The 13,336-nt window shown below is 38.1% G+C and carries 12 protein-coding genes; 7 read left to right on the forward strand and 5 right to left on the reverse strand.

The window, feature by feature from the left end:
• Nucleotides 1-9 precede the first annotated feature (9 nt).
• Nucleotides 10-486, reverse strand: a complete 477-nt coding sequence (locus Q5794_RS01820; RefSeq protein WP_013055111.1) for a hypothetical protein — start codon at nucleotides 484-486, stop codon at nucleotides 10-12.
• A gap of 287 nt (nucleotides 487-773) precedes the next feature.
• Between Q5794_RS01820 and Q5794_RS01825 the strand changes: the two genes are divergently transcribed.
• Together Q5794_RS01825 and Q5794_RS01830 are read left to right on the forward strand one after the other, a co-directional pair.
• Complete coding sequence (locus tag Q5794_RS01825; RefSeq protein WP_374988626.1) at nucleotides 774-1,928, forward strand: endonuclease; 1,155 nt, start codon at nucleotides 774-776, stop codon at nucleotides 1,926-1,928.
• 105 nt (nucleotides 1,929-2,033) lie between these two features.
• The gene (locus tag Q5794_RS01830) at nucleotides 2,034-3,671 is read left to right on the forward strand and encodes a family 14 glycosylhydrolase (protein ID WP_192997836.1); all 1,638 of its coding nucleotides are present in this window, start codon (nucleotides 2,034-2,036) and stop codon (nucleotides 3,669-3,671) included.
• Nucleotides 3,672-3,720: 49 nt separating this feature from the next.
• On the opposite strand, the gene msrA is transcribed toward Q5794_RS01830, so the two are convergent.
• Nucleotides 3,721-4,236 (reverse strand): peptide-methionine (S)-S-oxide reductase MsrA, encoded by a 516-nt coding sequence (msrA, locus tag Q5794_RS01835; RefSeq protein ID WP_057245265.1) that lies wholly within the window; start codon nucleotides 4,234-4,236, stop codon nucleotides 3,721-3,723.
• A 368-nt stretch (nucleotides 4,237-4,604) separates the two neighbouring features.
• Here msrA and Q5794_RS01840 point away from each other — a divergent pair, with 368 nt between their 5' ends.
• The gene (locus Q5794_RS01840; RefSeq protein ID WP_374988627.1) at nucleotides 4,605-5,942 is read left to right on the forward strand and encodes an ATP-binding protein; all 1,338 of its coding nucleotides are present in this window, start codon (nucleotides 4,605-4,607) and stop codon (nucleotides 5,940-5,942) included.
• 163 nt (nucleotides 5,943-6,105) lie between these two features.
• Nucleotides 6,106-7,002 (forward strand): amidase, encoded by an 897-nt coding sequence (locus Q5794_RS01845; RefSeq protein WP_374988628.1) that lies wholly within the window; start codon nucleotides 6,106-6,108, stop codon nucleotides 7,000-7,002.
• A 194-nt stretch (nucleotides 7,003-7,196) separates the two neighbouring features.
• Here the strand turns inward: Q5794_RS01845 and Q5794_RS01850 are convergent, their stop codons facing one another.
• The gene (locus tag Q5794_RS01850) at nucleotides 7,197-8,753 is read right to left on the reverse strand and encodes an ABC-F family ATP-binding cassette domain-containing protein (RefSeq protein WP_013055117.1); all 1,557 of its coding nucleotides are present in this window, start codon (nucleotides 8,751-8,753) and stop codon (nucleotides 7,197-7,199) included.
• Nucleotides 8,754-9,014: 261 nt separating this feature from the next.
• Between Q5794_RS01850 and Q5794_RS01855 the strand changes: the two genes are divergently transcribed.
• Together Q5794_RS01855 and Q5794_RS01860 are read left to right on the forward strand one after the other, a co-directional pair.
• Nucleotides 9,015-9,947, forward strand: a complete 933-nt coding sequence (locus Q5794_RS01855) for a D-2-hydroxyacid dehydrogenase (protein WP_214986978.1) — start codon at nucleotides 9,015-9,017, stop codon at nucleotides 9,945-9,947.
• A gap of 98 nt (nucleotides 9,948-10,045) precedes the next feature.
• On the forward strand, nucleotides 10,046-11,131 hold the full coding sequence (locus Q5794_RS01860; RefSeq protein ID WP_214986977.1) for a nitric oxide synthase oxygenase: 1,086 nt from the start codon (nucleotides 10,046-10,048) through the stop codon (nucleotides 11,129-11,131).
• A gap of 48 nt (nucleotides 11,132-11,179) precedes the next feature.
• Here the strand turns inward: Q5794_RS01860 and Q5794_RS01865 are convergent, their stop codons facing one another.
• Entirely contained in the window at nucleotides 11,180-11,311 is a 132-nt protein-coding gene (locus Q5794_RS01865; RefSeq protein ID WP_016762840.1) for a YflJ family protein, read from the reverse strand.
• A 173-nt stretch (nucleotides 11,312-11,484) separates the two neighbouring features.
• Complete coding sequence (locus Q5794_RS01870; protein WP_214986976.1) at nucleotides 11,485-11,934, reverse strand: Rrf2 family transcriptional regulator; 450 nt, start codon at nucleotides 11,932-11,934, stop codon at nucleotides 11,485-11,487.
• 216 nt (nucleotides 11,935-12,150) lie between these two features.
• Between Q5794_RS01870 and hmpA the strand changes: the two genes are divergently transcribed.
• Nucleotides 12,151-13,332 (forward strand): NO-inducible flavohemoprotein, encoded by a 1,182-nt coding sequence (gene hmpA / locus Q5794_RS01875; protein WP_214986975.1) that lies wholly within the window; start codon nucleotides 12,151-12,153, stop codon nucleotides 13,330-13,332.
• Nucleotides 13,333-13,336: the final 4 nt, after the last annotated feature.

Genomic DNA, 13,336 nt, shown 5'->3' on the forward strand with positions numbered 1-13,336 from the left:
GACGCAAGCTTATAGGCGGCGGAAGCCTTCTTCAAACAAATAATCTTCTGCTTCTTCGTAAGATAGAAATGCTGCCTCTAAGTTCAATCCAGAATAAACATTCCACAGGTCATCTTCATGAACAAGTAAAAGCGTTGCATTGTCTGGGCCGTTCCAGCGCTGTTCATTTCCATTCCCTACAATAGCTTCTTCTCTAGCTGTATCAGGAAGGGTAGACAAAGATTCAATAGAAGCTTCAATAATTGAGCGAAGCTCTTCTTCTGTATAATCACGGATATTTACAAGACCTTTGTCATTTGTTTCATATCCTTTTAAAAACCCTGCATATACAAATCCATTTCCGTTAGGATGCAGATGATGCACAACAACCGTTTTATCGTACACGCTTTCTTCATAATGAAAATTCACGCGTCCTAAAGATACATCTTTTCGATGCAGCTCTGGAAACGATGAAATAATAGCTAATTTTTCGTCAAAACTAAGCATAGACAATCCTCATTTCTATTTAAATCATTTCATTTTCTGAAATGGTATAAGCTCTTTTACGATTCGGTTGATTATACCATATATAAAGAAAGACACATAATGCTTTTTCCAATGTGGACTTTTAAAAATATAACCCTTCGCATAAAGTGGCCGTCACTGTAAAGAAGAATACATCTTTTTCACTATAAAACTTAACAAAAAAGAGGCAGGGAATTCACAGTGAAAAAATAATATAAAGAGGTGGAAGAAAACTAGTTTTCAAACCTATCATAAGGAGGAATAAAAAAGTGAAATTATACGCTCTGTGTAAAAAAACATGGGCAATGCCCCTGCTTGTTTTTGTTCTTTTAGTGAGCTTAACTCCTGTTAGTCAAGCAGCCGCATTTTTATCTGTTGCACAAGCTCTTGAGAATCAAAACAACAGTGTACAAACGGTTAAAGGATATGTAGTAGGTCAACCTACAGGCACATCTACAGTTATTACGAGCAATTACCCAAACGATTATGCACTTGCTCTTGCTGACAGTGCAAATGAAACCAATACAGACAAGATGGTGTACGTTCAAATTTCTTCAAATTTGCGAAGTACATTTGGACTTCAAAGTCACTCGGAGTTAAAAGGGAAAAGTCTTACTGTTAAGGGCACACTCACTCCTTATTTTTCACATCCAGGAATAAAATCAGTTACTTCTATCAGTACAGAAACAGGAGGAACTGATCCTACTCCAGATCCCACAGAGCCAACCGTTCCAGTAGAAGACTATTATCGTACCGCAGCTGGAAAAACAGGAAATACCTTAAAGACAGAGCTTCATAACATTATTGATCATCACACAGAACTGTCGTATTCAGCCGTATGGGAAGCTTTAAAGAGAACGGATGAAGATCCAGCTAACGCAAATAACGTTATTTTGCTCTACACGGGGCGTTCACAGGCTAAGAGTACAAATGGAGGCGGAGTGGACGATTGGAATCGTGAGCACGTCTGGGCAAAGTCTCACGGGGATTTTGGAACAGCTATGGGACCTGGAACAGATCTTCATCACTTACGTCCAACCGATGTGTCTGTAAACAGTACGAGAGGAAACTTAGATTTTGATAACGGAGGGACGGAACATAGCGAAGCACTCGGAAATTATTTTGACAGTGATTCATGGGAACCTCGAGATGAAGTAAAAGGCGACGTGGCTCGTATGTTGTTTTATATGGCCGTGCGCTATGAAGGCGATGTAAGTGATGAGCCTGACTTAGAACTTAATAACACAGTAAATAATGGCACTGCTCCTTATCACGGGAAATTATCTGTGCTTCTTCAATGGAACGCCCATGATCCAGTAGATGATCGAGAACGACGTAGAAATGACATTATTTATTCAGACTATCAGCATAATCGCAATCCGTTTATTGACCATCCTGAATGGGTGAATGAGATTTGGAACTAATGAAGGAGGCGTCCTGGCGGGGCGTCTTTTTTTATAAAAGAAAAGGGAAAAAACTAAAATCCGCCGAATACCTATAGTTGATTTTGAAAAAAATGGAGGGAAGCTATGAAACAGCTATGTAAAAAAGGATTGGCTTTTATTTTAATGCTCATTTTTGTTAACGCTTTCATTTTGAATCCACTTAACGGAGCGGCTGCCGTAGATGGAAAATCAATGAATCCAGGTTACAAAACCTATTTAATGGCGCCTTTAAAAAAGGTAACAGACTATACAACATGGGAAGCGTTTGAGAACGATTTACGCAAAGCGAAACAAAATGGATTTTATGCAGTGACAGTAGACTTCTGGTGGGGAGATATGGAGAAAAACGGCGATCAGCAGTTCGATTTTTCCTATGCGCAGCGCTTTGCTCAAGCTGCTCGTAATGCAGGTATAAAGATCGTTCCTATTATTTCTACTCATCAGTGCGGAGGCAATGTAGGAGATGATTGTAACGTTCCGCTCCCATCTTGGGTATGGAACTTAAAAAGTGATGACAGCCTTTACTTTAAATCTGAAACAGGAACGATAAATAAAGAAACGCTAAGCCCTCTTGCAACAGACGTTATTTCTAAGCAATACGGTGAGCTCTACACGGCATTTGCGCAAGCGTTAGCACCTTATAAAGACGTGATTGCTAAAATCTATTTATCAGGAGGACCTGCAGGTGAAATTCGTTATCCGTCCTATACAGCAGCAGACGGAAACGGCTATCCGTCTAGAGGGAAATTTCAAGTGTATACGAACTTTGTCAAAAGCAAGTTTCAATCATATGCTTTGACTAAATACGGTTCACTCACCGGCGTTAATCAAGTGTGGGGAACCAATTTAACGTCTGCATCGCAAATTTTACCGCCATCAGATGGCTATCAGTTCTTAAAAGATGGTTATTCAACAGCTTATGGAAAAGATTTCTTAGCATGGTATCAAGGAGCTTTGGAAGATCACACAAAACGTATTGGACAGTTAGCTCATCAGGCTTTTGATTCCACCTTTAACGTACCAATCGGTGCAAAAGTGGCGGGAATTCATTGGCAGTATAATAATCCGACGATTCCTCATGCTGCAGAAAAACCTGCTGGATATAATGATTACAACGCGCTTTTAGATGCGTTTAAAACAGCTAAATTAGATATAACGTTTACGTGCTTAGAAATGACGGACAGCGGAAGTTATCCAGAATATTCTATGCCAAAAACGCTTGTACGCCAAGTAGCAGGTATTGCGAATGCAAAAGGAGTTGTTTTAAATGGGGAAAATGCTTTAACCATAGGCAGTGAAGATCAATATAAAAAAGCAGCTGAAATGGCCTTTAACTATAATTTTGCGGGATTTACTTTGCTTCGTTTCTACGATGTAATTAATAATGATACGCTTATGGGGCAATTTAAAAATACGTTGGGCGTTACACCGGTTGCGCAAACGGTTGTAGTAAAAAATGCGCCAACTGCATTAGGAGAAACGGTTTATATTGTTGGAGACAGAGCTGAGCTAGGTCAGTGGGGTACGTCTATTTATCCAATTAAATTAACATACAATTCATCTACAGCTGATTGGAGAGGCACAGTCTATTTTCCTGCGAGTCAAAATGTTCAATTTAAAGCAATTGTGAAGAGAGCTGATGGATCGTTAAAAGCATGGCAGCCTTCGCAGCAATATTGGAGCGTGCCGTCAACAACAACGACTTATACAGATAATTGGTAAAACAAAGCCGCATAGCAAACGCTATGCGGCTTTGTTTTGAACACAAGAATTATTTCCAGTTCGCTTGAATAAATTCATCTCGACCAGACTTAGCACGGTCTTCTTTATAATGCTTTGGATTTTTCTTGTGGAAATCTTGGTGATACTCTTCGGCTTCATAAAACGTAGAGGCAGGAAGAATGCTTGTTACGATTGGTTTTTTAAAACGTCCGCTTTCTGCGACCTCTAGCTTCGTCTCTTCAGCTGCTTGTTTTTGGCTGTCGTTATGGTAAAAAATTGCTGTTCGATATTGCGAGCCGCGGTCTTGAAATTGACCTCCGTCATCTGTTGGATCAATTTGCGGCCAATAAAGATCTAATAAACGTTTATAGGGAAACACTTCGGGGTCAAATGTGATTTGAACCACTTCGTAGTAACCGCTTGTTCCAGATTTTACTTGCTCATAAGTAGGGTTATCCACAGTTCCCCCCATATATCCTGATACAATGCCGTGAATACCTTCTAGCTCTTCAAAAGGTGTAACCATACACCAGAAACATCCACCTGCAAATGTAGCTTTTTCCATACGTAATCCCTCACTTAATCCGTTGTTATGAAGGGTATTATAACAAATTTATATTGAAACAGCTAGAAAAGGGTTTGTAGTCTGTGTAAAAGCTGTGGATATTCATCTTTATCCACAGCTTTTACACAATAAACTCGACTGTTTTGAAGATTGAAAAATGAAGGAGAGAATAAAGAAAAAATGATAGAATAGATAAGATGTATATATCGATTTAGAAGAAATTGTACAACAGAAGTACAATCTACGGACTGGACTTTGGGGTGCTGATGGCATCTAGATAAATAAAGTTAGTACGTTAGTAACAAGAGGTAAGAAACAGCATATTCATGCTGTTAAATAAATATACAAAGATAATAGGAGAGTTGAATATGTTACAAGATAATCTCATCCTAGAACACTATGGATTAAACGAATTAAATTTTGATACGATCAAAAGCTACCGGGATCGGTTTGCTGAAGTAAAACCAGCTCATCCTTGGAATGCGCTTGAAACAAAGGAGTTTTTATACAAAGTAGGAGCTTGGGGAAAGGTTAGAGATACCCATAAAGAAGGAGTCACACTCGCAGGCCTGCTTTTATTCAGTGAAGAACGGATTATCACAGAAGTTTTACCCCAATACTTTTTAGAATACCGGGAAAGTAAAGGAAACGAAGAATGGACAGAGCGCTTTACCTCTCAAGACGGGACGTGGTCAGGAAATATTTTTGATTTTTATTTTCATATTCATGAAATTGTTCGTAATAGCGAACCTCAGCCGTCAATCGCTTCCTCTTTAACAGAAGTTTTGATTAATATGCTTATTCATGCAGATTATAATGGCGAGGGCGGCGTTATTTTAGAAAAGCGATCTTCACATTACGTTTTTTCTAATCCAGGTCTTTTGTTAGTACCTACAGATTCAGTTTTTAGCAATACCGTTAGTCAGCTTCGAAACCCAAATATCGTTAAGCTATTCAGTTTACTAGGGCTATGTGAACGTTCGGGCTCTGGTTTGAAAAAAGTAAAGCAAAATTGGAGCCTGCATCATTATAAAACGCCAGCTATTGATCAAGATGTTTCTATGCATCGTACAGTGGTCACGTTATCTCTGTCCACTCAAGAAAGACAGGTAAGTTCTTCTGAAAAAGACACTTACAATACGTCCATAACCGATTTGGGAAATAATTTTAAAGATGTCGAAAAACATCAAAATACACCTGAAAACGATGTCGAAATTGACTCCTATAATAAAAATAGATACTCCTATAATAAAGGCTTAATAGAGGAGTTTAAGTCATACAATAACGATGTTAACTCCTGTAATAAAGAAGATAACTGCTATAATAACGAAATAAACTTATATAATAGCGATGTTAACTCCTATAATAATAATCATAACTCCTATAATAACGAGCAAGAAGAGGATTCTTCTAATTTGGTAAATGTAGAGAATATTGATACGAAGCTATGGGATATTGCCGCGCTGGCTCGTGAAAAAAAACGGCTTTCGCCGAATCAGATGGAACATATTATTCTTGAGTTATGTAAAGAAAAACCGCTCATGCTTAAAGAGTTTGCTTATTTACTAGAAAGAACGCCGGATGGAGTACGTAATAATTATTTAACAAAGCTATTACGAAAAGGACAATTACAGTTGAAATATCCAAATCAGCCAAACCATCCAAAACAGGCATATTTATTTAATAAGAAAGATATAGAGAAATAAATCAAGCAACCGATAGAACATATAGAGATTAAGCTGCAAAAAATTGATAAGGAGGAGTTTGCTAAAAGCTACAGATTTAAGGGGGAAATTCACCATAAAGTTGTGCCAAGCTGTCAGACTCTCTTTATATGAGTTCTGGCTCGTATAAAGGAGGAAAAAGAGTGTGAAAAGCAAGTGCGTTCTTATTTTTCTGGTGGTTGTATGGCTGTTTAATATGGGTAAAGGAATAGGATGTGGATCAAAGGTGAATGCAGAGATGAATATACCGCTGTCGACGTGGGTGTGGGATACAAAGAAATGGATGCTGAACCAAGAAGCTATCCTCGAAAAGCTTCAAGAAAAAAAGGTGACAAACGTTTATTTACAAATTGATATTCATCTTTCACCTTCCGTATATAGGCATTTTATCCAACGAGCACAAGCCCAGGGCATAAGTGTTTACGCACTTGACGGCGCTCCTTATTGGATAGGGCCTTCTGGTATAGAAGAGCAGGAAGCATTTTTTAATTGGATAACAGCTTACCAAGCAGAAGCAGACGAGCAACAGCAATTTTCAGGGGTTCATTTGGATGTAGAGCCTTATTTGTATAAAAGTTGGGAAAATAATCGCGCGAAAAGTATTCTGCAGTATCAATATGTTATTTCTCAAGCCGCTGTACAGTCTCATGAGTTACACTTGCCGCTTGCTGTAGATATACCGTTTTGGTTTGACGAAGTTCCATTCAAAAATAGCAATGGTTCCGGTTCGCTGGGGTGGTGGGTTATTCAGTACGCTGATGAGGTCACAATTATGGCGTACCGAAACCAAGCAGATAAAGAAAACGGTATTACTGAAATAACAGAAAATGAACGCAAGTGGGGACGTGTACTATCCACTCGGATTGAAATAGGGGTAGAAACGATGGCTACGGATGAAGGAGAATACATTTCTTTTTCTGCTAAAGGAGAAGAAAAGATGATGCAAGAGCTGGGTATGTTGCTTACAAAGTGTCAAGCTGAAAATCCTCCAAGCAGTATAGCTGTTCATTATTTTGATAGCTGGCTACAGATGAAGCCATGACAACGAAAAGACCGCTGCATCGCTGCAGCGGCCTTTTTGGGTTTAGGGAGTATAGATACAATATAGCCATTTTCTTAAAGGACTATACATAAAAAAAGTAACCATTTAAAAAATGGCTACTCACACAAAGGGGGGGAACTTAATCTTATCATTCCCACTTTTTCTAAAAGATATGCCTCTTTTAACCCGTTTTTTTAAAATAATTTAGTCGTCCAAGATTCGCAGTTCCACACGTCTGTGACAACATCTTGATAAAATTCAGGTTCGTGGCAAATAATTAAGATACTTCCTTTGTATTCTTTTAAAGCTCGTTTTAATTCATCTTTCGCATCTACATCTAAGTGGTTTGTAGGCTCATCCAGTACAAGAATATTGGTTTCATTGTTAATCAGCTTACATAGACGAACTTTTGCTTTTTCTCCACCGCTTAGAACTTCTACTTTACTTTCAATATGTTTTGTTGTTAAGCCGCATTTAGCTAAAGCTGCACGAATCTCGTATTGGGTAAAGTGGGGAAACTCATTCCATACTTCTTCAATACATGTATTGTAATTAGCCGTTTTGATTTCTTGTTCAAAATAGCCAATATGCTGGTAATCTCCTTTTTCTACAGAGCCTGAAATCGGTTTGATTTCTCCTAAAATACTTTTTAAAAGAGTTGTTTTCCCGATTCCATTTGCTCCTACAAGGGCAATCTTTTGGCCTCGCTCCATTTTTAAATTCAGTGGCTTAGAAAGCGGCTCTTCGTATCCAATGACTAAATCAGATGTTTCAAAAATTAATTTGCTTGAAGTACGAGCACCCTTAAAGTTAAACTCTGGTTTTGGACGCTCCTGAGCTAGTTCAATTACTTCCATTTTATCGAGCTTTTTTTGACGGGACATGGCCATATTTCGTGTCGACACACGGGCTTTGTTTCTCGCTACGAAATCTTTTAAATCTGCCATTTCTTGCTGTTGTTTTTTATAAGCTGCTTCAAGCTGCTGTTTTTTCATCTCATATACTTTCATAAAATCGTCGTAGTCTCCTACATAGCGATTTAACTCTTGGTTTTCCATATGATAAATTAAATTGATCACGCTATTTAAAAATGGAAGATCGTGAGAAATTAAAATAAACGCATTTTCATATTCTTGCAAGTAGCGTCGCAGCCACTCAATATGCTGTTCATCCAAGTAGTTTGTAGGCTCATCAAGTAAAAGAATTTCTGGTTTTTCAAGCAGCAGTTTGGCTAATAATACTTTCGTACGCTGTCCGCCGCTTAAATCCTGTACATCGCGATCTAAGCCGATATCTTCTAATCCTAATCCGCGTGCAATTTCTTCGACTTTTGCATCGATAACGTAAAAGTCATTGTTTGTTAAGAGGTCTTGAAGCGTACCGACTTCTTCTAATAGTTTTTCGAGTTCTTCTGGTGATACCTCCGCCATTTTCTCATAGAGGCCATTCATTTGAGCTTCTAAATCAAATAAGTATTGAAAAGCACTTTTTAGTACATCACGAATAGAAAGGCCGCGCTCTAATGCTGTGTGCTGATCTAAATAGCCGACGCGCACTTTTTTAGACCATTCTACTTTTCCAGCATCCGGTTCTAGTTTGCCTGTAATGATGTTCATAAATGTTGATTTACCTTCGCCGTTTGCTCCAATTAAGCCGACGTGTTCACCTTTTAACAATCGAAATGATACATCGTTAAAAATCGCACGGTCACCAAAACCATGGCTTAGATTTTTTACGTTTAATACACTCATGCTGACACACCTTTTCTTTTAAAATATCTATCGTACGTTTCGTTATAAACAAATTGATTCATAACGATTATAGCGAACTTATATACATAAATCCATATGAGTTTTCCAGCCTTGAAAGTCATATAAAATTCACTCGCGTCTTCCTTTCACTTCATTCATACTATATATATCAATGTAGAAAATCCTTCATGACGAAGGGACGGTTATATCGAATCATTCAAATAGAGTATATAGAAGAATAAAAAGGCAGGGGGAAAAGAAATGAACATTCATACGATACTAGTGGCAGGAAGAATGCATAAAGAGCTGGAGGAGATAATCAAACAAAAGCAGCTGTCTCAGACGTTTCGATTTATGGAAGAGCAAGACGTTACAATTGAAGATTTAAACTGGGCTGACGCGCTTTTATCCTTCGGTCCAACAAATTGCTTTGAAGACCATAGCTTTAAATGGATTCATTCTCTCGGCGCAGGAGTCGATCGGTTCTTAGAAAGCGGTAATTTGAAAAAGAGTGTGATGTTAACACGTACGGTTTGTTCATTCGGTCAGCGAATCAGTGAATATTGTCTTAGCTATATGCTAGCTGAACTTCAGCACCATGCACAGTTTCAGCATCAGCAAAAACAAAAGCAGTGGAAAGTGGTAGAGCCTAAGCAGCTTTCTACTCAAACGGTCATAATTTACGGAACAGGTGAAATCGGCGGGCGTCTTGCAGCCGTTTTAAAATCTTTTGGTGTACGAGTAATTGGTGTATCTAAAAGTGGGAATGAAAAGCCGTCATTTGATCAAGTGGTCTCGGTTTCGAAGGAAAAAGAATTGCTAAAAGAAGCCGATTGGATTATTAGTACAATGCCGTTAACACATGAAACAAAAAGCTACTTTGATCCAAAATGGATGAATTTAGTTGAAAATGCATACTTTATAAATGTTGGACGAGGAGCAACTGTAGATGAAAATGCGTTAGTAGAGGCTATTGAGCAAAAACGTATTCGAAAAGCATACATAGACGTGTTGGAGCATGAGCCGTTAACGAAAGAATCTTCTTGGTGGGATCATTCAAACATCATCATAACACCTCATATTTCAGCGGTGACTACGCCTGAAGAAGCCGTCGAGTGCTTTGTTGAAACGCTGCAAAAAGTTGAGCAAGGCGAATTGCCTTCTAACTTGGTTAATATTGAAAGAGGCTATTAAAGCATTATGATGCGCGTTTCCGCTACGAGAATGGTATACTGAAACTTGCTTTTCTTGAACGAAAAGAATGAAATCTGTTCTTCTAGGGGGAACAAACGTTGAAGCAAGAAGAATTATTTGAACAAGCATGTGTATTTATAGAGACGTGTTACGCTGAACTTGAAAAAAGCGAAGCGGATAAAAACAAGCGGTTAAAAGAAATCCATCAGCAAATTATGTCAATCGGACATTATGATCATACATTTGAAGAGTTAGAGCACGGAGCTCGTATGGCTTGGAGAAACAGCAATAAATGTATCGGCCGACTATTTTGGCACTCGCTCAATGTATTTGATAAGCGAGATGCGAACACAGTTGAAGAGGTAAGAGACGCCCTGTTTCACCATATTGAATATGCAACAAATGACGGGAAAATCCGACCCACTATTACGGTGTTCAAACCGAAAATGAAAGCAAAAGAGCCGGTTAGAATATGGAATCATCAGCTAATCCGCTATGCGGGATATGAGACGGAATACGGTACGGTAGGAGATCCTGATTCTATTGCGTTCACGGAGGTTTGCCGAAATTTGGGGTGGGAAGGTGAGAGAACTCACTTTGATGTTCTTCCTCTGGTACTGCAAGTGAATGAAGATTCACCTCGATGTTTTGAGATTCCAAAACACTTAGTGAAAGAAGTAGCGATTACGCATCCAGAACTTCCTGAATTTGAAGACTTACAGTTAAAATGGTACGCTGTCCCGATGATTTCAGATATGAAGCTAGAAATTGGAGGGATTGATTACGTCGCAGCACCGTTTAATGGATGGTACATGGGGACTGAGATTGGGGCGCGAAATTTAGCGGATACGTATCGCTATAATCAACTTCCAAAAATAGCTTCTCTGATGGGATTGAATATGGATTACAACGCGACGCTTTGGAAGGACAAAGCTCTTGTTGAATTAAATGTTGCAGTGCTTTCTTCTTTTAAACGAGAAGGCGTTAGCATTGTAGATCATCACACCGCTGCTCAGCAATTTCACTTGTTTGAAGAAAGAGAGCAAAAAAATGGCCGCGAAGTGACTGGGAACTGGACGTGGTTGATTCCGCCGGTTTCGCCAGCTACCACGCATATTTTTCATAAGCCTTATAAAAATAAAGTATTATCACCAAATTATTTTTATCAAGACGCTGCTTATTAAATGAACAAAAAAGAGAGTACGCATTTGTACTCTCTTATTACACGTTAATTAATTTTTGTGTTTATCAAGCAAGTTAGCAAGTACATATGTTTTGTACTTTTCTACTTTTCGGCCTTCGTGGTTGCGAACTCCTCGTTTCTTAAGTTCCTCAACATACCAACCTTTGCTTCCTACGTGCATACTCAAACACCCTTTCGTCATTTTTTTAGGATGAACAGAATGAGGTTCATTGTCTGCTCGAATGGAGACATCTTGTCTTTCCAATACGTGCCTCATTGTAACATCTTTTATTTTATGATGAAAGGGAAAAAGGTTAAAAAAACGAGAATGATTTCAAATGAATTTTAGTTTACTCATTCCTCGCTTTTTTGAGATAGAAGGAGGAGGTTTAATTCATCTTTATTTTGAATTAGATCTTCTAGCGTATATTGATCTAACACCTTAATGAAGGCTTGCATGGCTTCATGTAAAACACTTTTTAACTTACAGACGGGGCTAATAATGCAGAAGTTTCCTTCACGGTCAAAACATTCCACGATATGAAAATCTTCTTCTGTTTGACGTACCACTTTTCCAATATTAATGTCTTTTGGAAGCTGAGCTAAACGAATACCGCCGTTTCGTCCTCGGATCGTTTCAATTAAGCCAAGTTTTCCAAGCTCGTGAATGATTTTCATAAGATGGTTTTTTGAAATATTATACGCTTCAGCAATTTCTTTTATATTGCTTAGTTTATTATTATCGCGAACGCCTAAATATAATAAAACTCGCAGTGAGTAATCTGTATATTGTGTGAGCCTCATCTTTTTACCTCTTCTCTTACCAGCAGCTTATATATCTATAATAGCATGTCTATATCTAAGAAATACAGAAAGAATGCTCACATTTTTGACAGGGTGAATTTGTGAACATTCCTTTAAATATGTATATAAAATATATCTTTTCAAGTAGGATATGAGTATTATAAAGATGTATTAAAAATATATCTTTTGAAAATGAATCTTTCGGAGGCGAAAGTTATGAAACAAACAACTATTTCTATTGTAAAAAGTACAGTTCCTGTTTTAGAACAGCATGGTCAAGCAATTACAACTCGTTTTTATGAGATGCTTTTTGAACAGTATCCTTCTTTAAAAAATGTATTCAACCAAACAAATCAAAAAACAGGCCGTCAACAAATGGCGTTAGCTAATACAGTTTATGCCGCTGCGCAGTATATCGATCGGCTTGAAACGCTGCTTCCAGTTGTAAAGCAAATCGCTCATAAACACCGCAGTATCGGCGTAAAAGCAGAGCACTATCCAATTGTCGGAGAGTTCTTACTAAAAGCAATTAAAGATGTTTTAAAAGAAGCTGCGACAGATGAGATTATGGAAGCTTGGAAAGAAGCATACGGTGCCATTGCGGACGTATTCATAAGTGTGGAGCAAGAATTATATGAAGAAGCCGAAGAAAAAGGATGGAAAGATTATAAAAAACTAATGATTCATAAAAAAGTAAAAGAAGCAGAAGACGTGTACTCGTTTTATTTAGTATCACCTGATCAAAAAACGCTGCCTGCTTTTCTGCCAGGTCAGTATGTGAGTGTACGAATTCCTGGTCAAGAGTATTTATCCATTCGTCAGTACAGCTTATCTGGCTACCCAAACCAACCATACTATAAAATTACGGTAAAAAAAGAAAAGCAAATGGAAGACGGGGTCGTGTCAACTTATTTACATGATCAATTGAAAGAAGGAGACTTGCTTGAAGTCAGCGTTCCAGCAGGAGATTTTGTCTTAAAAGAAAATAAGAAATCAGTATTTATCAGCGGCGGTGTAGGAATTACTCCAATGATGTCAATGCTTCATCAAGCACTGGAAAACAATCAAGAAGTAACATTTATTCACAGTGCTAAAAATGAGCAGTTTCATGCAATGGAACGAGAGCTTCAATCGTTGTCAGAAACATATACATTTGAACAACACGTTTTCTATAGTCAAGCGCAAACAGCTCAGCATGATGAACATATAACGTATGGTCGCTTAACTAAAAAAGAGCTAACTAAATATGCCGGCGATAAACATGCATATTATTATGTTTGTGGATCTTCATCATTTACGCAAATGGTATTAGAAGGCCTAGCTGAAATGGGTATTTCCCAAGAAAATATCATGTATGAATCGTTTGGCCCGAAAATGAGTATGACTCCTTCCGCATAAATGT

It is taken from the genome of Priestia megaterium (genome assembly GCF_041941685.1).
In the GTDB taxonomy this organism is placed as follows: Bacteria; Bacillota; Bacilli; order Bacillales; family Bacillaceae_H; genus Priestia; species Priestia megaterium_C.